At 52.7% G+C, this 22,927-nt stretch carries 19 protein-coding genes; 11 read left to right on the forward strand and 8 right to left on the reverse strand.

Annotation, left to right across the window (positions count from 1 at the left end):
• Positions 1–44: 44 nt before the first annotated feature.
• The 3 genes from P9J57_RS21380 to P9J57_RS21390 form a co-directional block, all read right to left on the reverse strand.
• Complete coding sequence (locus P9J57_RS21380; protein ID WP_072137399.1) at positions 45–1,511, reverse strand: pyridoxal phosphate-dependent decarboxylase family protein; 1,467 nt, start codon at positions 1,509–1,511, stop codon at positions 45–47.
• A 14-nt stretch (positions 1,512–1,525) separates the two neighbouring features.
• Entirely contained in the window at positions 1,526–2,908 is a 1,383-nt protein-coding gene (locus P9J57_RS21385) for a diaminobutyrate--2-oxoglutarate transaminase (RefSeq protein WP_014598279.1), read from the reverse strand.
• A gap of 466 nt (positions 2,909–3,374) precedes the next feature.
• On the reverse strand, positions 3,375–3,959 hold the full coding sequence (locus P9J57_RS21390) for a TetR/AcrR family transcriptional regulator (protein ID WP_014333223.1): 585 nt from the start codon (positions 3,957–3,959) through the stop codon (positions 3,375–3,377).
• Positions 3,960–4,053: 94 nt separating this feature from the next.
• Here P9J57_RS21390 and P9J57_RS21395 point away from each other — a divergent pair, with 94 nt between their 5' ends.
• A complete protein-coding gene (locus P9J57_RS21395; RefSeq protein ID WP_029569643.1) occupies positions 4,054–4,944 on the forward strand; it encodes an ABC transporter six-transmembrane domain-containing protein in 891 nt (296 codons plus the stop codon).
• An 87-nt stretch (positions 4,945–5,031) separates the two neighbouring features.
• Here the strand turns inward: P9J57_RS21395 and lplA are convergent, their stop codons facing one another.
• Positions 5,032–6,048 carry a lipoate--protein ligase gene (lplA, locus tag P9J57_RS21400; protein WP_104933838.1) on the reverse strand — a complete coding sequence of 339 codons (1,017 nt, stop codon included), beginning with the start codon at positions 6,046–6,048 and terminating at the stop codon, positions 5,032–5,034.
• 458 nt (positions 6,049–6,506) lie between these two features.
• Here lplA and P9J57_RS21405 point away from each other — a divergent pair, with 458 nt between their 5' ends.
• The 4 genes from P9J57_RS21405 to P9J57_RS21420 all read left to right on the forward strand — a co-directional run bounded on the left by P9J57_RS21405 (position 6,507) and on the right by P9J57_RS21420 (position 11,797).
• The gene (locus P9J57_RS21405; RefSeq protein ID WP_014604669.1) at positions 6,507–7,010 is read left to right on the forward strand and encodes a sugar dehydrogenase complex small subunit; all 504 of its coding nucleotides are present in this window, start codon (positions 6,507–6,509) and stop codon (positions 7,008–7,010) included.
• 24 nt (positions 7,011–7,034) lie between these two features.
• On the forward strand, positions 7,035–8,639 hold the full coding sequence (locus P9J57_RS21410) for a GMC family oxidoreductase (protein ID WP_014598283.1): 1,605 nt from the start codon (positions 7,035–7,037) through the stop codon (positions 8,637–8,639).
• Positions 8,632–9,990 carry a c-type cytochrome gene (locus P9J57_RS21415; protein ID WP_019105914.1) on the forward strand — a complete coding sequence of 453 codons (1,359 nt, stop codon included), beginning with the start codon at positions 8,632–8,634 and terminating at the stop codon, positions 9,988–9,990. Before P9J57_RS21410 ends, P9J57_RS21415 begins: the two co-directional genes overlap by 8 nt.
• Positions 9,991–10,255: 265 nt before the next feature.
• Positions 10,256–11,797: a sensor domain-containing diguanylate cyclase gene (locus P9J57_RS21420; RefSeq protein ID WP_014333216.1), complete on the forward strand. Its 1,542-nt coding sequence runs from the start codon at positions 10,256–10,258 to the stop codon at positions 11,795–11,797.
• 60 nt (positions 11,798–11,857) lie between these two features.
• Here P9J57_RS21420 and P9J57_RS21425 read toward each other — a convergent pair whose 3' ends face one another.
• Positions 11,858–12,598 carry a nitroreductase family protein gene (locus P9J57_RS21425; protein ID WP_014333215.1) on the reverse strand — a complete coding sequence of 247 codons (741 nt, stop codon included), beginning with the start codon at positions 12,596–12,598 and terminating at the stop codon, positions 11,858–11,860.
• Positions 12,599–12,915: 317 nt separating this feature from the next.
• On the opposite strand from P9J57_RS21425, the gene P9J57_RS21430 reads away from it, so the two are divergent.
• A complete protein-coding gene (locus P9J57_RS21430) occupies positions 12,916–13,548 on the forward strand; it encodes a LysE family translocator (RefSeq protein WP_013027933.1) in 633 nt (210 codons plus the stop codon).
• A 194-nt stretch (positions 13,549–13,742) separates the two neighbouring features.
• Here the strand turns inward: P9J57_RS21430 and P9J57_RS21435 are convergent, their stop codons facing one another.
• On the reverse strand, positions 13,743–14,300 hold the full coding sequence (locus tag P9J57_RS21435) for a GNAT family N-acetyltransferase (protein ID WP_014333214.1): 558 nt from the start codon (positions 14,298–14,300) through the stop codon (positions 13,743–13,745).
• A 341-nt stretch (positions 14,301–14,641) separates the two neighbouring features.
• Between P9J57_RS21435 and P9J57_RS21440 the strand changes: the two genes are divergently transcribed.
• On the forward strand, positions 14,642–16,306 hold the full coding sequence (locus P9J57_RS21440; RefSeq protein ID WP_104933839.1) for a methyl-accepting chemotaxis protein: 1,665 nt from the start codon (positions 14,642–14,644) through the stop codon (positions 16,304–16,306).
• A gap of 456 nt (positions 16,307–16,762) precedes the next feature.
• Here P9J57_RS21440 and P9J57_RS21445 read toward each other — a convergent pair whose 3' ends face one another.
• On the reverse strand, positions 16,763–17,695 hold the full coding sequence (locus P9J57_RS21445; protein ID WP_014333212.1) for a DMT family transporter: 933 nt from the start codon (positions 17,693–17,695) through the stop codon (positions 16,763–16,765).
• On the reverse strand, positions 17,695–18,282 hold the full coding sequence (locus tag P9J57_RS21450) for a TetR/AcrR family transcriptional regulator (RefSeq protein ID WP_104933840.1): 588 nt from the start codon (positions 18,280–18,282) through the stop codon (positions 17,695–17,697). Before P9J57_RS21450 ends, P9J57_RS21445 begins: the two co-directional genes overlap by 1 nt.
• 501 nt (positions 18,283–18,783) lie before the next feature.
• Between P9J57_RS21450 and P9J57_RS21455 the strand changes: the two genes are divergently transcribed.
• The 4 genes from P9J57_RS21455 to P9J57_RS21470 are packed head-to-tail and all read left to right on the forward strand — an operon-like array spanning position 18,784 to position 22,927.
• Positions 18,784–19,887, forward strand: a complete 1,104-nt coding sequence (locus P9J57_RS21455; protein ID WP_014333208.1) for an ABC transporter ATP-binding protein — start codon at positions 18,784–18,786, stop codon at positions 19,885–19,887.
• A gap of 25 nt (positions 19,888–19,912) precedes the next feature.
• On the forward strand, positions 19,913–21,190 hold the full coding sequence (locus P9J57_RS21460; RefSeq protein ID WP_072139163.1) for an ABC transporter substrate-binding protein: 1,278 nt from the start codon (positions 19,913–19,915) through the stop codon (positions 21,188–21,190).
• Positions 21,191–21,194: 4 nt separating this feature from the next.
• Positions 21,195–22,112 carry a carbohydrate ABC transporter permease gene (locus P9J57_RS21465; protein ID WP_210476279.1) on the forward strand — a complete coding sequence of 306 codons (918 nt, stop codon included), beginning with the start codon at positions 21,195–21,197 and terminating at the stop codon, positions 22,110–22,112.
• Positions 22,109–22,927: a carbohydrate ABC transporter permease gene (locus P9J57_RS21470; protein WP_013027924.1), complete on the forward strand. Its 819-nt coding sequence runs from the start codon at positions 22,109–22,111 to the stop codon at positions 22,925–22,927. Before P9J57_RS21465 ends, P9J57_RS21470 begins: the two co-directional genes overlap by 4 nt.

Here is a 22,927-nt window from a genome sequence, read left to right on the forward strand (position 1 = left end):
AAAAGCGCTATGCCGGTGACAATGTCACCGGCATGATGAAGCACTTAGCGTAATGACTGGGCTGTTTTCTCAAGCAGTGCCAGCAGGACGGTAATATCTTCCAGCGTCACGGTTGGATTTAACAACGTCATTTTCAGACAGGTAACGCCGTTATGCTCGGTCACGCCAACGTTGGCGCGACCTGATTCCAGCAGAGCATCGCCAATACGCTGATTGAACAGCGCAACGTCGGCATCGCTCCACTCCGCCATCTGTTGTGGACGATAACGGAACAGGACGCTCGCCAGTTGAGGTTTCATAACCAGTTCCAGCGCGTCGTGCTGCTCAACAAACTGCGCCACCTGCTGAGCCAGCGTTACGCCATGGTCTATAATGGCGGCGTACTGCTTCTGACCGAGGGCTTCCAGCCCCATCCACAGTTTCAGCGCATCAAAACGACGGGTGGTCTGCAACGATTTCGAAACCAGATTCGGCACGCCCTGTGCTTCATCAAACTCAGAGTTCAGGTATGCCGCCTGATAGCGCATCAGCTCATAGTGACGGGCTTCTTTTAACAGAAAAGCACCGCAGCTGATGGTCTGGAAAAACTGTTTGTGGAAGTCCAGCGTAACGGAATCCACCAGGTCCAGCCCGTCCAGATAATGACGATACTTCTCTGACAGCAGCAATGCACCGCCCCAGGCCGCGTCAACGTGCACCCAGATTTTCTGCTCTGCGGCCAGTTTGACGATATCACGCAGCGGATCGATAGCACCGGCGTCGGTGGTGCCTGCTGTCGCGACAATGGCCAGCACCTGTTCATTATTGGCTTTCGCCTGTGCCAGTTTGTCAGCCAGATCGGTTATGTCCATGCGTGCAAACTCATCGCATTTCACTAACGTCACGGACTGGTAGCCCAGGCCGAGGAGCGCCATGTTCTTCTGCACGGAGAAGTGGGCATTCTCTGAACAAAAGACTTTGATCTTTCTGAGATCGCCGATTAGTCCGTCCTGCTGAACAGAATGGCCCTGACGGGCAAAGAAGGCATCACGCGCCAGCATCAGCCCCATCAGATTGCTCTGGGTGCCGCCGCTGGTGAACACACCGGCATCGCCTGCCTGATAACCCACCTGTGAACGCAGCCATTCAATCAGCTTCATTTCAATCAGGGTGGCAGAAGGCGCCTGATCCCAGGAATCCATACTCTGGTTCGTCGCGTTAATCAGCACCTCGGCAGCCTGGCTAATGACCAGACTCGGGCAGTGCAAATGCGCCACACACTGTGGGTGATGGACCGACAGACTGTCTTTCAGGAAATACTCAATCGCGCGCTCAATGGCGGCCTGGTTGCCCAGGCCCTCGGGATTAAAGTCCAATTGGATACGTTCGCGCAGTTCAGCAACTGTTTTACCCTGATACATTTCAGGCTGTTCCAGCCACTTAACCACTGCCGCACTGCTTTGTGCGATAGCCTGCTGGTAAGCCTCAGTGCTTTGCACTGAGGACGCCAGAATCGGATTTGACCGTGACATCGAATTTACTCCACTCAAACTGCTTCGACGCCAGCGGCAAGCAGGGCGCTTTCGAACTTATCCAGGAAAACCTGCATTTCGTCATGATTGATCAACAGGGAAGGCAGCAGACGCAATACGCAACCGTGACGTCCCCCGCGCTCAAGGATCAGACCGTTTTCAAAGCATTTCTTCTGAACCAGAGCCGATAAATCGCCATCGGCCGGGTAGCAGCCCATATGATCCTGCGCTTCGTTCGGCTTGACCATTTCAATACCGATCATCAGGCCAAGACCGCGAACGTTACCGATGGCAGGATAACGTTTCTGCAGTTCGGCAAGTTTGCCTTTCAGCCACTCACCTTTTTCAGCGACGCTGCCAGCGATGTTGTTTTCTTTCAGCAGCTTCAGCGTGGTCAGGCCGGTTGCCATGGCCAGTTGGTTGCCACGGAATGTCCCGGTGTGGTGGCCAGGTGACCAGGCATCAAACTGCTTTTTGATCCCCAGCACGGCAAGCGGCAAACCGCCGCCGACGGCTTTTGACATTACAATGATATCGGGCTCAATACCGGCATGCTCGAACGCAAAGAATTTACCAGTGCGGGCAAAACCTGCCTGAACTTCATCCAGAATCAGCAGAATACCGTGTTCCTGGGTAACTTTACGGATGCGCTGCAGCCATTCAGCCGGGGCAGGGTTCACGCCGCCTTCACCCTGAACTGCTTCGAGGATCACGGCCGCAGGTTTGCGCACACCACTTTCAACGTCGTTGATCAGGTTTTCGAAGTAGTAGGTCAGCGCTTTTACGCCCGCGTCACCACCAATGCCCAGCGGGCAACGGTACAGGTGCGGATAAGGCATAAACTGCACTTCAGGCATCATGCCGTTAACGGCTTCTTTCGGTGACAGGTTACCGGTGACAGAAAGCGCACCGTGCGTCATGCCGTGATAACCCCCGGAGAAGCTGATCACCCCTGAACGGCCAGTATGTTTCTTCGCCAGCTTGATAGCGGCTTCAACGGCATCCGCGCCGGAAGGACCGGTGAATTGCAGGCAGTATTCTTTGCCCTGACCCGGTAACAGGGAGAGCAGGTATTCTGAAAACGCATCTTTGAGTGGCGTGGTCAGATCCAGAGTATGTAACGGCAAGCCGCTGGTAATGACATTTTGGATGCTTTGCAGTACGTCAGGGTGATTATGACCTAACGCAAGCGTTCCGGCACCGGCAAGACAGTCAAGATACTGTTTGTTCTCGACGTCTGTGATCCAGACACCATTAGCTTTCGCAATCGCTAATGGTAATTTACGCGGATAACTTCGAACATTTGATTCAAACTCGGCCTGGCGGGCCAGATAAGACTCATTGTTACCGTTTAATGTATTCGCATTCAAACTATCAATACGGACTTTATCCGTCATCATATCTCTCCTACAACCGGGCGTGGCATCACGCTGCAGTTGGATAAGTGAATAAAATTTAGAGCTAGTGTTAAAAACGCGGCCAATATATTGGTTTTTATCACAGGACTCAATGATTAATTTTATGAGGATTTGTTAATGTATTTACTTTATAAACCAGCGACTTAGACCCAAATTAACGGCCAGGGCAGCCACTTTTATCAAAACCTGTAAACAATAAAGCGCCAAAAAACACCTGCTTATCGCATTTCGGCATCAGTCTGGGCGAGAAAAATAAAGTGTGTTAGCAAGCATTTCTGCGCGAATAAGCGATAAAATTTGTGATTAATCAAGCCACAAAATGTAAAGCGCGCGCCATTTGAATGACACATTTAAAGCGTAATGCACATCATTCGTATAACTTCTATTTAACATTTAATTAATGGCAATAAAGAAGAAAACGGCGCTTTACTGACTTCCCGCTCCGTTAACGCATAAATTGCACAAAGTGGTGAATGTCGGCCAACGCCTGCTCAATTCGCGCGGGTGAAGACGTAATACTCAGCAGATCGGCGTAGCCGTTGAGTAAGGCGTTAAGCTGGCGTGCGCTGCGTGCCACATCATCCGTATGCAAGCACCCTTGTTCAACGCCCGCGCGAATAATCTTGCAGAGCAACGCATCCCAACCGGCGATAATCTTGTCGGCCAGTTCAGCGTAATCGGCATTATGGCTGGCCATTTGCCAGAAGGAAGCATAAAGCCGCCAGACTGAATCTGATGTGTCAGGAATGTGGCCTTCAATCATAGAGTGTAGTTGCTGCACAGGATCCAGCGCGGCCAGCTCAAGGGTGAAATCATCCAACTCGCGCTGCATAAAGTGCTCCAGCGCAGTCAGGGTGAGCGTGTGCCAGTCAGGAAAGTAGTGATAAATATGGCTGCGTGAAATACCCAGCGATTCCGTTAAGTCACGTGTCGTGGTTTTTTCAATTCCCTTCTCGATAAACAGCGCGATGGCGCCCGCAATAATCGTCTCTTTGCGTGTTTCTCCAGATGTTGCCGTTGATGCTTTCATTATGACTCCTGGATTGACTTTGAGCAATCGCTCAAATACGATGCGCTGGCTATTGAGCGACCGCTCAATTTTAACCGTTTACCAAAAGAAAATCATGTGTTCTCACAAAACAATAACGCCGGAGACGGCGCCGCAAAATGCCATTGCCACCCTCAAGATGCTGGGACGTCGTCACAGTAAAAAGCTCTTTCTTACCCTGCTGTTAGTGGTGGCGGAAAACGTTACCTACCTGCTTTATCCGCTGTTAGCCGGGTTCGCCATTAACGCCATTGTCACCGGGCAGGCGCTTCATGCTGTGCTTTATGCGGTCATGGTCTTTGCAATGTGGGCAATAGGCGCCGCAAGACGCAGCGTTGATACCCGCACCTTCGCCCGTATTTATGCCGAACTGGCCGTGCCGGTTATCGTGGCACAACGTCACGAGAAGCAAAATGCTTCCACTATCGCCGCTCGCGTGACATTGTCACGTGAGTTTGTCGATTTTTTTGAGCTGCATCTGCCAACGCTGATCACCTCTCTGGCATCGATTAGCGGCGCAGCCATTATGCTTCTGGTAATTGAGTTCTGGACGGGCGTGGGCTGTCTGATCATTTTGTTGATACTTGCCTGCTTTCTGCCGGGCTTCTCGCGCAAGAACGAAGCGCTGTTTGGCCGTCTGAATAACCGGCTTGAAAAAGAGGTTAGCCTGGTCACCGTTGCCCAGGCACCCGCTCTGGCGAAACACTACGGCGTACTGGCGCGATTACGCATAGGGCTATCCGATCGCGAGGCGTTAGGTTTTATAACGATAGGTACAGCAGCGGCGCTGCTGTTTGCCTTTACCATCCTGTCCATGACCCGTAAAGGGATGGGTGACGCAGGGCACATCTATTCGGTCATGACCTATCTGTGGATGTTTGCCATGAGCCTGGATGATGGACCGCGATTGCTTGAAAAATATTCGCAACTGAAAGATATCGGCAAACGCGTCAATACGGGAAGCTAAGTTGAACCTGGGCAGCCGCAGGCAATCGTCTGACGCGGCCCATTTCTGCTGCTGAGCCGGGCAAACGCTACCTCGCTCACCGGACTGTCAGCGGAGACTTGTCACCAGCCATTGTGCAAGCTCATTCAGTTCGTGCTGCTGCAGCGGATAGTCCGTTTTCAACGTTTCTACATGCTGAGCCATAACGTCAGGCTGATAGGCTGCACCCTGTAAGCGGGAGGCCAGCACCTCCAGTGGCGCAGGGTTCAGGCTGTCGCTAAATATCTGACAGCGGCTAATGGCGCCCCGTTCAACATCAAAATGTATCTCCACGCCGCCCCATACAAAGCGATGATCCAGAAGATGCGAAAAGTCTGGCGCCTGGCCAAAATTCCACGCCCAACTGCTTTGACGGGCAAACTGTTGTTCAAAGCCCGGCAGATCCGGCAGGTTATCAGGAGAAATAACATCGGGTTCACAGCGAGTGGCAAAGTGTTCAAAACAGGCTTCCGTGATGGCATGGCAAAGGCGTTCGTAGCTGATATTGGGCACCAGCGTTTGCAGGTTTGTCACGCGTGCTCGCACGGAGGCGATGCCTTTTGCCTGTAACTTTTTCACGTCGGGATTGAGATAATCAGCCAGGCGCGACAGATCGGCATTAATTAGAACTGTGCCGTGATGAAAGCCACGGTCGGGCGTTTCGCGATAAGCAGAGCCGGATATTTTGCGCACGCCGTCACCGGTGTCGATCACCAGATCGTTTCGTCCTGAAGCCTGCGCATTGACGCCCAGCGTTGCCAGTGCCTGCAGGATGATAGCGGTTGAGACACTTTTATCGTAACCTGGCTTGCCCGCCATAAAGGTAAAGCAGCAGTTGCCCAGATCGTGAAACACCGCGCCGCCTCCACTGCTGCGTCGCGCCAGCTTAATACCGTCCTCTGCCATACGACGTGTATTGCACTCTTTCCACGGGTTCTGCGCCCGACCAATGACCACCGTTTCCGCATTACGCCACAAAAACAGTACGCGCTGGTTAGCCGGCATCTGGCGAAAAATACACTCTTCTACCGCCAGGTTAAACCAGGGATCGTTCGATTCTGATAACAGTAAACGTAATGGGGGCATGATCAACTCCGTTTGCTTGAGAACGTGTGCCGCTGCAGAATGGCAGTTTACTTCACTCCGCTTCAAAGACAACGATCGCCCTCCATAGCCTGAAAATGCCACATGGGCCAGCGTGCTCTCAGTTCCGCTTTGTATCAAATTTGTTTAATATCGATTTAATATATTTATAACCCAAGCAACTATCTGGTTTATCCTCAGCGGATTGTTAACATTTAGTTAATTACCAGTGGATCATTGAGAAAGAGACGTTCATGATCCCGCAGACTGAAAGCGGCAGATGGCAGACTCACCAACCATTATGCTGTTGAATTGGCGCTTAACCAGCGGCTTCAGGTGCGAACGCGGCAGGGAATTGCTGTGAATCCTGGCCCAAATATTATGCGCGCTGCCAGCATAATAATCCGTATTACGCAGGCTGATTTGCTGCCAGCGACAGGTGGCTTTTACTGGAATATATGATGAATCACTATTCACGCCGACGCGTGCTGAAGATGGTCGGTCTGGTTGCTGTAACCAGCGCTGCCGGACATCTGCTCCCTCTTGCTCGCCTCAACGCCGCCCAGCCCGATGCCCAGACAGATGAGCTGGATATCTTTATGCAAGTTTCTCAGCAGCTTACCCAGCAGGATGAACTTAACGAAACCGTGGGTGCTGCGCTGTATGACACGTTGAGTCAGACCCAAAAGAATTTCTCCTCTGCGCTTTTGCGTTTGAGTAACCTGCTGACCCATCAGCCCGATCTGTTGCAACAGGAACGCCTGCCGTTTGCTGAGAGTGACGCAGGTAGCGCGAAGCTGGCGGGCACTATCCTGAGCGGCTGGTACACCGGGGTTGTGGGCAAAGGCAAAAATGCACGCTACATCACCTACATTAACACGCTCGCGAATCAAATTGTGAATGACAAACTGGTACCGCCGAGCTTCTCCTATGGCGTCTGCGGCAGCTGGGCGAGTCAACCGTGATCCTTTTTATGAGTAATGTCATCAATGAAGAAGAATGAGTCGGCGGATGTCGTTGTGATAGGCGCGGGCGTAAATGGCGCTTTGCTGGCTACCCGACTGGCCAAAGCGGGTAAATCCGTTGTATTACTTGAGTCCGGGCCGAAAATTGGGCGCGATGAGCTGGTCGAGCGCTTTCGCAGTTCCGCCTTTAAGTCTGACTTTATGTCACCTTATCCCTTTTCTCCCATGGCACCTCAGCCACGCTATACGCCTGAGCCTAATGATTATCTGCAACAGCTCGGTCCGCAGGCGTTTAATGCGCAATACATCCGTATTTTTGGCGGCACCAGCTGGCACTGGGCTGCTCAGCTGTGGCGCTTTGTGCCAAATGATTTTCAGCAGCATACCCTTTATGGCGTGGGCAAAGACTGGCCGATCGGCTATCAGGATTTGGAGCCCTATTACTATGAGGCAGAGGTCATTGCCGGCGTCGGCGGTTCGCCTGATAACGGCTCGCCACGCAGTAAACCGTTTCCGATGACGCGCGTGCCGGCTTCATGGCTTCAGCAACGCGTCACGGCCAGACTGGCACCCGACTTCACCGTGCTGGACGACAGCACGGGACGCAACAGTCGCAGTTACGATGGTCGCCCGGCCTGCTGCGGTAACAACAACTGTATGCCGGTGTGTCCGATTGATGCTCAGTATCACGGCGGTCTGGCCGCTCAGCAGGCTGAGGACACAGGCGTTCAGGTGATCACCGAGGCGGTCGTGTATAAGCTTGAGCATGACGCGCAGGGTAGAATTGTTGCCGCCCACTATTATGACTGGAATAAAACCAGCCATCGCATTACGGCACAGACATTTGTTCTGGCGGCCAATGCGATTGAAACGCCAAAGCTTTTACTGATGTCGACCAGCGATAAATTTCCGCACGGGATTGGCAATGCCCGTGACAATGTTGGTCGTAATCTCTGCGACCATCCCGCCATTGGCGTCACCTTCGACGTGGATGAAGAGATTTGGCCCGGACGCGGACCTGTCAGTCCCTGTTCAATAGGGCAGTTCAGAGACGGCGAATTCCGCCGCGAACATGCGCCATTCCGTCTGGATATCTCCAATGCATCACAGGTGGCAGCGGTGACGAAGGAAGTGCTGGAAGAGGGATACTTTGGTAAAAAACTCCAGGAGCAGGTTCGTTTTCGTGCGGCCCGCCGACTGAGCATTAAAAATGCGCTGGAACAGCTCCCCAATCCCGATAACCGCGTGACCCTGAGCAGCAATAAAGATGCATTAGGATTACCCACGCCTGCGCTGTTCTGGGATGTGGATGACTATGTGCAGAAGGGCACGGAAAAAACGCGAGAGTGCTACGATGCGATAGCAGCAAAACTGGGTGCGACCAATATCCGACACAGCAAAAGCGGTAAATTTTCGAACCGTCAACATATCATCGGTACGTTGTCGATGGGACTCGATCCGGCAACCAGCGTAACCGATGTCTGGGGACGGGCGCACGATCATGAAAACCTGTTTATGGTCGGTACTGGCGTGATGCCAACGGTCGGCACCTGTAATGTCACGCTCACCGCCATGGCGCTTGCGCTGCGTACCGCTGATAAGATTTTGCAGGAGACACAGCATGGGTAAGCGATTGAGCCGATTGCTGCCCGCTACGCTGCTAATGCTGACTGCAACTCAGAGTAGCGCGTGGGCGGAAAGCCAGACTGACCTCATAAAACGAGGGGAATATCTTGCTGTGGCTGGGGATTGTGCGGCCTGCCACACAGAGGAAGGCAAAGCGCCGTTCAGCGGCGGCCATGCCATCGGTAGCCCTTTAGGCATTATTTTTAGCACCAATATCACGCCCTCGAAAACAGCCGGTATTGGTCACTACACTGAAAAACAGTTTGCCGATGCGCTACGCAGGGGCATTCGTGCCGATGGCAGTCATTTGTATCCGGCTATGCCTTACACCGCCTATGCCAAAGTGAGTGATAGCGATGTGTCTGCGCTTTATGCTTACTTTATGCATGGTGTGAAAGCGGTCGATAGCCAGCCAGAAAAAACCGATTTGCCGTTTCCGTTTAATCTTCGCTTAAGTATGGCGGCGTGGAATTTCCTCTTCCTGGACACAAAACCCTTCAAGCCCGATCCCAGCCAGTCCGCGGAATGGAACAGGGGGGCTTACCTGGTCGAAGGGCTAACGCACTGCAGCACCTGCCATACGCCGCGCAATTTTTTAATGGCTGAGCAGCAGAGCAAATCGTTACAGGGCGCCTCTTTAGGGACGTGGTTTGCGCCTGACATCACCGCCAATACCTTACAGAGTGACGATCAGTGGTCACGGGAATCGCTGGCAGCTTATCTGGCGAGCGGTCACGCCGATAACGGTGCGACGGCGGCGGGGCCGATGCTTGAAGCGATAGACAAGAGCTTTTCGCGTATGACGCCGGAAGATCGGGCGGCCATAGCAACCTACCTGATGCCTGCCGCCGATCAGGAAGAAGGCGAGGCTGACGCGGATTCAGATGTTCAGGAACCGGCTAGCGGACTCACGCCGGTGACCGGAGATGATACGCCAGACATGCTGTCCGATTTAACGGATGGCGAGCGCGTATACCGCAACAACTGTGCCGCCTGCCATAACCTTGAGGGACAGGGCCTGAATGGTTTACCTGCCCTGAGTAAACATCCTATCCTGGAAAAGCCTACGGCCGATAACGTTGCCATGGCCGTGCTTGAAGGTGTCTGGCCCGCAAACGGTCAGGGCATGATTGGTTTTGCCCATACGCTGGATAATACGCAAATTGCCGACGTCACGAATTATGTCATGCAGGATATAGGCAACAGTGCCGTGCGCATAACCCCGGAACGGGTGAAATCACTGCGTCAGGGCGGCGAGCCGTCACTGCTTTTACCGATAGCCCGCGCAGGGTTGGCAGTAGTTGTGCTGACGATCGGACTGCTGCTGTTTTGGTGGTGGCGCCGCCGACGTTAACCTCTCCTTCTCCATGTCATGGATGACGTGGAGCGCAGCCTCGACATCTGCGAGTTCCCCGATACGCCCGACCGGTGAGGCTGGCACCATCAGCCTGCTATCAGAGCCTGCTGCCTGTACTCTGAACAGGCGCAAGGCGAGGCTGGCGTTCCTGTCTTAATCTAAACTGAAAACAGCAGATATAAATGGCCTGTCAGGATGTTATTGATAACACGTTGTTTCTGATATGTTGCATTATCCCGTGGCGAGAGAAGGGTTAACCAGCATGGAATTACGTCGAAAAAAAGATGCGGCGATGATGCGCCTTTCACCACTGCTCAGAAGCATTACCCTGGCGGGAAGTTTATTGACGATTGGCGTTATTGTGATCAATGTCTGGACGCTTTACCAGGACTGGCAAAGAACGGTTCGTATCACTGAAGAACGCGCCATTGATCTTTCTTTGGCTCAGGCCCGTCAGGCCGAAGATACCTTTCTGCAAACGGAACTGTCGCTGCGTGAAGTCCAGCGTGAAATCGAGTCTCAGGCAGAGACGGGCGGAGATGTCTCAACCCTCAACGACATCATGCGGACGTTACAGAGCCGCCTGCCGCAGCTGGAGGGTATTTTCTATTACGATGCGCAGGGGAGATGGGTCGCCAGTTCGTTAATGCAGTCGTTTTCAGGAAATAACGCCGACCGGGAGTATTTCAGCTATCATCGCAACAATCCACGCAACAGCCTGCACGTGGGGCCTGCATTACGAAGCCGCAGTTCGGGCCGCTACGTTATTCCTGTTTCGCTGCGCGTCAGTGATAACTACCAGGGATTCCGTGGTGTACTCCTTGCCACGGTGAGCATCGATTACTTTCGTCACTACTACGATTATTTTGTTATTGGTCCCAAGGACTTACTGGCGCTGATGCTGGCAGACAGCACCGTGCTCTATGCTCGTCCTTTGTCGAACAGCTACATCGGTAAAAATCTCTCCTCCAGCCCGCTTTTTCACCAGCTGTTAGCCAATGCCGAACGCGGCAGCGGCCAGTGGAAAGCGAAGGTTGACGGCGTAACCCGCATTTTTGGTTTCGCCAGTTCTAGCCGTTACCCCTTGGTTGTCGCTGCAGGATTTGACAAAGAGGGGCTTTTGATTAGCTGGGCCGAAAGCCGGGTTCAGGGCGTAGTATTAAGCATGGTGCTTCTGATGGCGATCATTCTGCTGTGGATGTTGATACGGCATGAAGCCAAACGTAGCTTACGCTATCAAATTGAATTAACCCATCTCAGGGATGAACTGACCGAAGCGAACCATTCACTGGAGAATCTGGCAAACGGCGATGGGCTCACGGGGCTGGCTAACCGCCGGTACTTTGACCACTTTCTGATAAAAAGCCTGCTGCACGGCCGCAGTAGCGGTGGGCCGGTATCATTAATCCTTTTCGATATCGATTATTTCAAACGCTACAACGATACCTACGGCCATGTCGCGGGTGACGCCTGTTTACAACAAGTAGGACGCTTACTGAAGACGTTTGCCCAGCGCCGCATCGATATCGCCGCACGCTATGGCGGAGAAGAATTTGCCATCGTGTTAGCCGACACCTGCGCCGCGGATGCGTTAAAAATAGCCTCAAGCGTGGTTGAGGCCGTCAGGAAGTTAGCGATACCGCACAGCTCGACAGGGCTGGAAACCGGGTGCGTCACGCTGAGTGCCGGCGTGGCAACAACGGTGGCAGGGGAAGGGCCAGAAAGGGCGGAACGATTAATTAAACGGGCGGATGAAGCGCTCTATCGTGCCAAACACGAGGGGCGAAACGGGGCAAGGGGTTAGCCTGTGAGAGTTGAGCCAGAGGGAAAGACATCGCCCGGGCATTGCCCGGACGAATAACGGTTATTTGTCGCTACCAAATCCCTGTTTGTGCAGTGCAGGCAGGACTTTTGGGAAATAGATGTGCTGATAATATCCGCTCACGCTGTCGCTCCAGCTTTCGCCGTCTGCTCGCCCGGTGGCTTGCCAGTGCTGAACCATTTCGGCATTGTAAGCGGCGATCTGCTGTTCCAGACCTTCGGTGTGATAGCTTTCTTCGTGACGGAAGGTCTGCAGAGGCAGGCGCGGCTTCTGGAAAGCAGGCTGGTCGACGTAACCGATAACGACGCCCGCGACAGGGAAAGTATATTCCGGCAAATTAAGCAGTTCGATCATCGCGTCCGGATCGCGGCGAATTCCCCCGATGGGCACGATGCCTAAACCTTCCGCCCGCGCAGCGGCCATAATACTGCCTAGTGCAATGCCTACGTCAGTCGCGCCAGAAACAATACTTTCAATGCTGTCCTGAGCAACCTGCTCTTTGCCCACAGCCGCCATGGCGACCCGGGATTTATGCATATCGAGAACGACGGTGATAAACACGGGCGCTTTGGCAATCCAGGGCTGTCCACCGGCAATCTCTGAAATGGCCTGACGTTGAGCGGCATCCCGCGTAACGACCAGTGAAACCTGTTGTGAGTTAACGGAGGTAGGGGCGCGATAGGCGGTGCTGATAATGCGATCAAGGATGGCATCGTCAACAGGTTTATCGGCAAAGCTGCGCTCACTTTTATGGCTGGTGAACAGATTAATAATATCGCTCATTATTGCTCCAAAAAGGGTAACCCAAGAATTCGTTTTCCAAGGATAGCAAATACAGACTGGCACCTCTTTAACCGCACTGGCTTTAAGCTGCCGATTAATAACAAATTTAACAGGTGAGTCAGGCTGTTCGTGGGTAACCAGCAAAGGTATTAAACCGATGCGCCTGGGTGGTGAGCGATGAACGATGGTGACGAGCAAGAAGCTGCTTCAGCGGGCCTGTTTCGTTTTCGAATCCCGGAGACAACACAATCCACCCTGTGAAAACGGATCATTTCCTTTAGAATAGCCGCTCTGATTATTCCCTACCGAGGTCCAGGATGTTGATTTCAAGCCTTATGGCCATTGCTGCCGTTCTGATTATGGGGGTGATAAGCCCCGGCCCAAGCTTTATCTATGTTGCCAGAAATGCTGTTGTGCATTCTCGTCTTCACGGAATCGTGACCGCTTTAGGCACTGGCGTTGGTGCTGCGATTTTTGCCCTGGTCGCGATGCTTGGGCTACAGAGGCTGCTACTTTTGGTGCCGGAACTGTTTGTGGTTATGAAGGTGGCGGGCGGGTTTTACTTATTATGGCTGGCTTTTAACATCTTCAAAGGTGCATCTCAGCCTGTACACCTCGCGTTGAATGGACAAAATGGGCACAGCAAGACATGGCTAAAAACATTCAGAGATGGGTTATTAACACAACTGAGCAATCCCAAAACAGCCATTATCTTTGCCTCTATTTTTAGTGCCCTTTTGCCTAAAAATATCCCGCTACTGTTTTATGTCGTCATCCCTCTGATGAGCTTTTTGATCGATTTTGTCTGGTACTCCATCGTTTCTGTCGCGCTGTCTGCCGAGAAACCGCGTCAGGTATATTTACGTATCAAGACGTCAGTTGATCGCGTTTCCTCAGCGGTCCTGGGCATACTGGGTATCAAACTAATCTCCTCATCATTCACCAAATAAGCAGCCTGACTGTTTACCCTGGGCGCGCTTAATCATTCGTTCTTTCTCCTGTGGCTCGCCGGAAAGGGAAACCGTGGGTGAGAGGACACAGATGGGTTGATTTGAGGGTAACGACCCGTCCCGGCATAAAGCGGACATGCGTAACAGTCTAGAGCCGCGCTCAGCGAAAGGCTGACTTCACAGGATGGGGAGAGTCAACCGCCATATCTGTAGATCAAGGTATCGTCAGTCATTCCCATGCTGTCGAGGCGCTCGTTAACCAGTCTGGCTTCCAGTTTGAAACCGCATTTTAATGCAACGGACTGACTCCGCACATTACGTCCCGCGACACGAATTTCAATTCTCTTTGCGTGCAAAAAATCGGAGGCTATTTTAGTGGCCAATTTGCACGCTTCGGGCATGATGCCTTTGCCCAGTGCATTGGTTGCAAGCCAGTAGCCGATTTCGACGTAAGGGATAGCCTGATTGCGGATGAACAAGCTTATGCAGCCTAAGAGTTCATCTGACTTGCGTTCAATGATTAAAAACTTATATTCGTCTCTGTCATTCAGGAAGTTATCTGCGGCATCTGCCATGTTTTTCTCAACTGAATCAATAGAGTGAAAACCCGGAGACCAGAGTAAGAACTCATGATGAAGTGAGCTGAACGCATTCAGTTTTCGTTGCATTTCTTCTGCACGGCCCAGGTCAGGCGCTGTCAGATAAAGCATGTCATGCTGCCGAAAAGAAGAAGGAATATCATCCAGATACATAAAAATCTCCTTAGTGCGGGTTATCTTTTTTATCATAAGCGATGAAAAGCGGCATTAGCCTAACTGAGTGAAAAGGGTGAGCCGTGCCCATTCAGGCAAAAAACAGCCAGCTTATTGCGCAATGTCCACATTCAGCAGAAAGCGAAACTTGAGCAGCCTTTCGCGGCTTTGTTAGCCCTGGGTTTTACGCGATATTCACGTTTATGTTCAGGCCCTGCACATTCTCACTCTACTCATCTCCATAACTCACCAGCCTCTCTCTAAAAAAATCAAGTTTTAGTTGATTTCGACGATTTACTAAGCGTTGGTTTTTTATTTTTTAAATACACACAGGGTGAGTTATGACAATTTCACAGCGACTTTATCTTACGTTTTCTCTGCTCTCAGCTTCTCTCGTTTCTATGGTTATTATTTCCATCGTGGTCGTTACTGGCTTCCAGTATCGCTTTCACTATGTTCAGATTAACGCCATACCTTCGATCATCGACTTAAACGTACTGATTGATGAGAACAATGAACTTCTCATTAAGCTATACGACTATCAGGGCGCAAAAGACCCTGCCAGGCAGGGGCAAATTGAATCAGACATGAACAAAACGGTTGAGCGCCTTAATACCCTCAATCAGCATTATCTTGAGAATGATATATCCAGCGACGAAGATCTGCGGCTGACCAAAGAGGCGTTCGTCATGATTAAAAACATTCATGACAGGCTGCTGCCTTTCCTGCAGACCAACAGGATTCCCCAGTCATCATCGACGGCGAACTCAGATGAAAGCAGTAAAAATCTGAGTGAAGCCATTCGCACGCTTACAAGCAGTTACCGTAAGCAACTGCAGATAAATATTGATATCGGCACTCAACTGGATGAAACCAATACCCATATCTACTATACGACTCTATGGGGACTGATTGCCGGCTCTGGCGCCGTCATCCTTGTATTGGGTTTTTTCACGATCAAAACCATCATGTCTATACGCCGTCAGTTGAACGGCATGCGTCAGACCATGGAAGAGGCCAGTGAAAAACTCGACCTGACTCTCAGGGTTGATGAGTCACGTCATGATGAAATCGGCCTGACGGCAAGGGCCTTCAACCATCTGATTGAGAATGTTTCAGATTCACTGTCTAAGGTGGAAGCTTCTGCTCAGTCGGTAAGCTCTGCTTCTGCACAGATTTCGGCGGGTAATGAAGACCTGTCCTCCCGTACGGAAGAGCAGGCGGCCTCCCTGGAGCAGACAGCAGCGAGTATGTCCGAGCTTAGCGAAACCGTCCGTCAGACCGCTGAAAATACGCGTCTTGCCAGTCAGTTGGCGAAAAACGCCCGGGATATCTCAGAAGACAGTGCTGGTCGTGTCCGCACACTACTGTCCACTATGAGTGACATCAGGGCAAGCTCAGCCAAAATCACTGACATCATTGCACTCATTGAAGGGATTGCCTTCCAGACCAACATCCTGGCGCTGAATGCCGCCGTTGAGGCTGCACGTGCTGGTGAGCAGGGGCGGGGATTTGCGGTCGTGGCGGGTGAGGTTCGTAATCTTGCACAGCGCTCATCCTCTTCAGCTCGTGAAATCAAGGAGTTGATTGAGTCATCAATGGGCTTTGTCGAGGCCGGTTCTGAGCAGGCGGAAGGGGTAGGCTCTAACATGTCACGCATGAATGATGCGGTGCGGCAGGTCACTGATCTGGTGGATGAAATATCCGTAGCCGCCGGAGAACAGTCGCAAGGCATCAGCCAGGTCCATCAGGCCGTAAATCAGATGGACGGTGCGACACAGCAAAACGCCGCACTGGTTGAGCAGGCCTCCGCAGCATCGCGTTCTCTGATAGATCAGGCCTCCACGCTGGGTCATTTAGTGGGTGCCTTCACGATTACGCTTGCGGGTCAGTTATCCAGTAATAATCGGGAGCAAAACCGCGCCGCAGTGGTATCGTCGCCGGTTTTTAAGAAACCGCAGACCGCAGTGGTTGGCGGACAGGATCAAAACTGGGAGCAGTTCTGATAAAAGTAGGCCATAAAAGGTTCTGATAAGGATCGAAATCTGGCAGCTTTTAAACGCCTGATGCCCTGCAACAGGCGTTTTATATTTGATAAGTGCAGACCGAGAGGGCTGAGACATCGCGGCTGATGTTGGTAATGTCAGCCATGAGCAAAAAGCGAAAGGTATCGTCCCGCCTGAACCCTCGGAGACGCCAGGCAGGAGAACATTCGATTTCTCTGGTCCTGTCTTCATCGTACCCGGACTGACTATGCAGATTACCCTGGGGCCCTGTAAATCCTGGACGTTATTGTTGATACAGGCGCCACAGGACACCTCTGCTCAGGTTCAGGGATGGAGTCAGTTATCATTCTCCAGGCGGGTTTTGCTTTCCTCAAGCTTAATGAGAGCGCCCGTGCGTACGTCGAGAGCCCAGGATGCATCGAAGGCCGCTTTTTCCTCCTTTTTCCTGCCCCCAGATTAAAGGTTATCAGCCCGGCGTTGGGCTGAAGGGGAGGCGCGCTTGCCCGCTGGAAAGGTGATCACACCCAGGCAGGCAATAATGAGTCCTACACCGGCCCAACCTGAAAGCGGCAGCCTTTCCCCGACAAGCAGAACGGCCAGCAGAGCGGCGACGACCGGCTCCAGCAGCGTGATCGTGGTTGCCATGCTGGCCGGGATGCGCGCCAGTCCGTAGCCATAGCAGAGATATCCCAGAAACATTGGAACCAGCGCCATATATATCCCGACGGCGGCATTATTCCAGGTTTCCAGAAGCGGTGCGCCGGTCATCAGAAGGACAGGGACAAGCAGGATACCGCCCGCCCCAAAGGTCGCCCCCATTGCCGCGCGTGGAGCTATGCCGCCCTGCATTAACCGCCGCGCAGACCACGAATAAAGGGCATAGGTAAAACCAGCCAGCAGCCCCAGCGTAATGCCCGTCATTGCAGAACCTTGTCCAGTACTGTGCCCACCGCTTTCCGCAAGGCAAAGCAGGATCATGCCGGCAAGCCCTGTAGCGGCACCGCCTGCCCACTGCTTTGTGAGGCGTACGCCTTCAAGACGGTACTCAATGAGGGCTGACAGTAGCGGGGCAGAGCCGATGGAAATGACAGTGCCGACAGTGACCCCGGCATAGCGCATAGACGCATAAAAAGCGAGCGGATAAACCGCCACTGCGAGGGCGCCCGTCAGCAGAAAAGGCCAATGCCGAAAAATCAGTCGCCGCTGTCGAATAAGCGGGGTTGCAGCGATAAGTCCCTGGAACAGTCCACCGATGCCCATTGCCACCGAGCCCACGGCGAGCGGGCTTAAAGCCGGGGCAAAGGTGGCGGCTGTACCGGTCGTTCCCCAGAGCACAGCCGCGATAATGACGGCCGTTGCGCCACCCGTTTGGTGTCCGGATGCAGGCATCAGTATGCCTCCATCAGTTGTTCAGCAATTATACTGGCCTGACTCACGCAGTCGCTGTTACCTTCCAGCCCGGCTCGTGAAATGCTGCCTTCCAGTAGAAAAGCGAAGTGCCGTGCCATCTTGCGCGCGCTTTCTGCATCACCCATCATCAGGTCTGTCAGATGCGCGGTCAGAATCGCCTCCACTTCCTCCTTGTGCTCACGAACGGCCTGTCGTCCCGGCGCGCTGGCGGGCAACTCTGCCGCTGCGTTCAGCAGGCCACATCCGCGAAACCCGTTTTCATAGGCAAATTCAGCATGGTCCTCATAAGCCGCGAATACGGCCAGTACCCGTTCTTTCGGCGTCATGGCAAGGTCCAGACGATTTTTGTACAAGGCAAGCCATTCCTCGTGACGAACCCTGAGATAAATCGCGACCAGCTCATCTTTAGAGGCAAAGTTGTTATATAAGCTTTTTTTGGCGACCCCGGCCCGCTTTACGATGGCATCGATACCTGTCCCGTTAATGCCGTGGTTGTAAAACAGCACGCGCGCCGCACAGAGCAACTTATCATAAGCAGTTTCTGCGCTGGCAGATTGAGTTGGCATGACGATAACCTTTGTTAGTGGTATGTATGTATACCAGTCTACCTACTAAGCGGAAATATTCAACCTGTGTCTGTTTCCGGCAGTGAACAGTCGTTGTAGCTCTTTCTCTGTGGCTGCAGCGAGGATTCCGAGACGTTGTGTGAGTCTCTGGCGCTTTGCGTGCGTCTGGTCATTTCTTATAGCATCCGGGGTGCTGCCGAACGTATTACGTTAGCCCCAGCCCTGTCGTGCAGCAGAATCGCATGCAGTCTCGGCTGGTCAATCAAGACGTTCAACGTCACTTATGGGCACGACAGGTTGTCAGGAGGCCGCTTTCTGCGTTCATTCGCTGTCAGGAACAAGAGGAAAAGCTCGGTCGCGACGGCGGCCTGGTAAGGCAGGGAAGGATAAGCCCGCATGATTAATCAATGGGTGCATCTTTTTTCTGTCATTTTTCAGCCATAAATCGTTCATTTTTCTCGGCTAGCTTACTGCAATTCTTATTTGCAAAGCGGCGCATGTATGAGCCATCTGGCGCTTCATCACATCACCAAGAGCTGGGGCGAGAAAATCGCACTGGATAATATCCATTTTGACGCCGCCGAAGGGACGTTCGTTGCACTGTTGGGGCCTTCAGGCTGTGGTAAATCGACGCTGCTGCGCACTATTGCCGGCCTGGAGACGGCCGACACGGGTTCGGTGAGTTTCAATCATGTGGATATCACCCATTTGCCCCCCTCCCAACGCAAGCTCTCCATGGTGTTTCAGTCTTATGCGCTTTTTCCTCACCTGAGCGTTAAAGAAAATTTGTTATTTGGCTTAAAAGCCCGCGGTGAAGATAAGCTCACGTTTGCCGATCGTCTGAGTCGGGTCAGTAAGTTGATGGAACTGGAGGCGTTGCTGGATCGCTTGCCGTCCCAGTTGTCCGGTGGTCAACAACAGCGGGTGGCACTGGGGCGAGCCGTTATCGCCAACAATACGCTCTGCCTGATGGATGAACCCCTTTCTAACCTTGATGCCAAGCTACGCCAAAGCATGCGCCGTGAGATCCGTGCCTTACAGAAGAAGTTGGGTCTGACAATGATCTATGTCACCCACGATCAGACAGAAGCCATGAGCATGGCGGACAGCATTATTTTGCTGAACGCGGGACGAATTGAGCAGCACGACACACCTGATAATCTCTACAACAACCCTGCCAGCGTGTTCGCGGCACAGTTTATTGGCGCACCGCCCATGAACATCCTGCCGCTCGCCTGCCACAACGCGAACCACTATCTGAGTCCGCTCAGGGAGCCTGTCGTCGAAGGTTTCACCGCCGGCGCACTCAGTCTGGGCATTCGGGCTGAAGATATTCAGCTTATTAACGCTGATGGCGCGGTGCTGACGGCCAGCGTGGTGAGTTACGAATATATGGGGGCTGATACCTTATTAATGTGCCAGCTTGCTCACAGCCACGAAACATTAACGGTGACGGTAGCAGGAATGAAACGGTTCAGTGAGGGAAGCCTGGTGGGGCTGCAATGGCCTGCTGATAAGCAATACCTGTTTTCCACCGATAGCGGTAAACGCTGTTTGCATGCAGAACAGCTGATGTCTGTTTCGTCCAAAAAATACGCGGTTTAACGATCTTTTTACCTAAGGGAAAATCATGTCTGCTATTCGTCTGTCACATCTGCTTCCTGCATTGCTTATCGCAACCAGCGCGTCAGTTTTTGCTGCCGATCCGGTAAAACTGCAAATGTATTATCCCATCGCAGTGGGAGGCGCGATCAGCCACACCGTTGAAGCACTGGTTGCCGATTTCGAAAAAATTCATCCCGAAGTCAGTATTCAGCCGGTCTATACCGGTGACTACGCCACGACGGTGACCAAAGCATTGACCGCTTTTCGTGGCGGTAATGCGCCACAAATGGCCGTTATTGGCGATATCGAAGCTTATTCACTGATGGATGCGGGGGCGATTGTCGCGGCCAGCGATCTGGCCAAAGACGATGAGGGTAAAAAATGGATCGACAGTTTCTATCCTGCTTTCTTACGCCATATCAATGGAAAAGTCTGGGGCGTTCCTTTTCAGCGCTCGACCGTGGTGCTGTACTGGAATAAGCAGGCGTTTGAAAAAGCGGGTCTGGATGCTGATACGCCGCCTGCGAACTGGCAGCAGGTGGTGGACTTTGGCAAAAAGCTGGTCGTGAAAGACGGGCAAAACGTCAGCCAGTGGGGCATCGAAATCCCGACTACGCCAAATGGCTATTGGGTGTTTCAGGGGTTTGCTGCGACCAACGGCGCGCATCTTGATAATGGCAAGGGCACGGCCGTGTATTTTAATACGCCTGGGAACATTGAAACGCTACAGTGGCTAACCGATCTCGGTCAGAAAGAGGGCGTTTCACCTAAAGGCGCCGTGGCATGGGGCACCACGCCACAAGATTTTTTGAGTGGCAAAACCGCGATGATGGTGACCACCACGGGTAATCTGAGCGTGGTGCGTAAAAATGCGACGTTCCCGTTTGGTGTCGCGATGCTTCCTGAAAAGACACAGCGCGGAAGCCCGACCGGTGGCGGTAATCTGTATGTCTTCAAAAATGCATCCCCGGCACAGCAGAAAGCCGCCATGGCGTTTATCCGTTGGGTCACCGCCCCTGAACAGGCTGCTCGCTGGAGTATTGCTACCGGTTATGTCGCGACTTCACCCGCCGCCTGGGAAACGCCAGCCATGAAAGACTATGTGAAACAGGTTCCGCAGGCGCTGGTGGCACGTGAGCAACTTAACTATGCCCAGCCAGAACTCTCGACCTATAACAGCGTGCAAATTCAGGAGGCGCTGAACCACGCCATTGAAGCCGCGATAACCCAGACGAAAACACCGGCAGAAGCACTGGAAGCCGCCCAGAAGCAGGCCGATCGTTTGTTGAAGGCTTACCAGTAATACGATGGCGATGAACACACTTGCAACAGCATCCCCTGCTTTACGCTCAGGCGTCGGATCATTACAGCTGTGCGGCTATTTGCTGATCTTACCGGCACTGGGTTTTTTATTGCTGTTTACCCATTATCCTGCTCTGGCGACGGTGTGGGAAAGTCTGTTCAGCGCCTCACGTAACGGTCATCCGGCCCAGTTTGTTGGGCTGGATAACTACGTTGCGCTGCTGGATGACGATGTGTTTATCCGGTCGTTGTGGAACAATCTGCTTTATGCCCTGGTCACTATCCCTTTGGCGGTGATGCTGGCTCTGCTCATGGCATTGGCCGTTAACCGACGACTGGCGGCTAACGCCGTGATACGTGCGGCTTTTTTTATTCCCTCTCTTCTGCCAATGATTGCGATTGCTAACCTGTGGCTGTTTTTTTACACGCCACAGTTGGGCTTACTGAACAAACTTCTGTCGCTGTTTTCCATTGCTCCGGTTAACTGGCTTGGCGAGCCGGGCACCTCCCTGTGGTGCCTGATGGCGGTCTCAGTCTGGCGTGAGGCCGGTTTCTTTATGATTTTCTATCTTGCTGCCCTGCAGCAGATTGATCCGCGCCTGCGTGAAGCGGCGGAAATCGAAGGGGCATCAAAGGGCTATTTCTTCCGGCGCGTCCAGTGGCCATTGCTGATGCCGACCACGTTATTTGTCTTGATCAATGCATCCATGAATGCGTTTCGCATCGTCGATCAGGTTATTGCGATGACGAACGGCGGCCCGGACAACAGCAGTAGCCTGCTGCTGTTTTACATCTATCGCACAGCATTCAGTTACTGGGATTTACCGGCAGCGGCGGCCATGACCGTGGTATTGCTGCTGATTTTGGCGGCGATTGCGCTAGTTAAATTTAAGTTGATGGATAAACGAGCCCATTATCAATGAAGCCTTCCTTTTCTGTTGGCCGCCTCGGCCTGAATCTGATTATCTGGTTAGCGGCGCTGCTATGGCTGCTCCCTATCCTGGTGGCGCTGTGGGTTGCGGTACATCCCGCGGCAGAGCAGGGCAGCTTCAGGCTTTTTGCGCCGCTGACGCTGCAAAATTTTATTAACGCCTGGCATGCTGCCCCCTTTGCCCGTTACTTCATGAATACGATTTTGCTGGTGATGATGATCGTTACAGTCCAGCTGGTGTTGGCCACGATGGCGGCTTACGCACTGGTCCGTTTTCGCCTGAAGTATTCGGGCATGTTGTTTGCCCTTATCCTGTTGCAGCTCATGATCAGCCCCGATGTGCTGATCCTGAATAACTATAAAACCATTGGCGCACTGGGCCTGCGCGATACATTGACCGGCATTGCCTTACCGTATTTTGCGTCTGCCTTTGCTATCTTCCTGCTGCGCCAGACGTTTAAAAGCATCCCCTTAGTGCTGGAAGAGGCGGCGATCGTGGAAGGCGCCAGCCGGTTTTATATCTTACGTAAGATCTACATCCCGCTGGCCAGACCGATTTATATCGCCTTTGCGTTAGTCTCTGTCAGCTTTCACTGGAATGATTTTCTCTGGCCGCTGGTGATTACCGACTCGGTTAAGGTACGGCCCTTAACCGTCGGGCTGCAGCTATTTTCCGCGCCAGAGCAGGGCGTGCAGTGGGCGCTTATTGGTGCAGCAACATTGATGACAACGCTGCCGCTTTTGCTGCTCTTTCTGATATTTCAGCGTCAGTTTATTCAGTCTTTCATGCGTGCCGGTATACGTTAA

It is taken from the genome of Pantoea sp. nfd-35 (genome assembly GCF_056892255.1).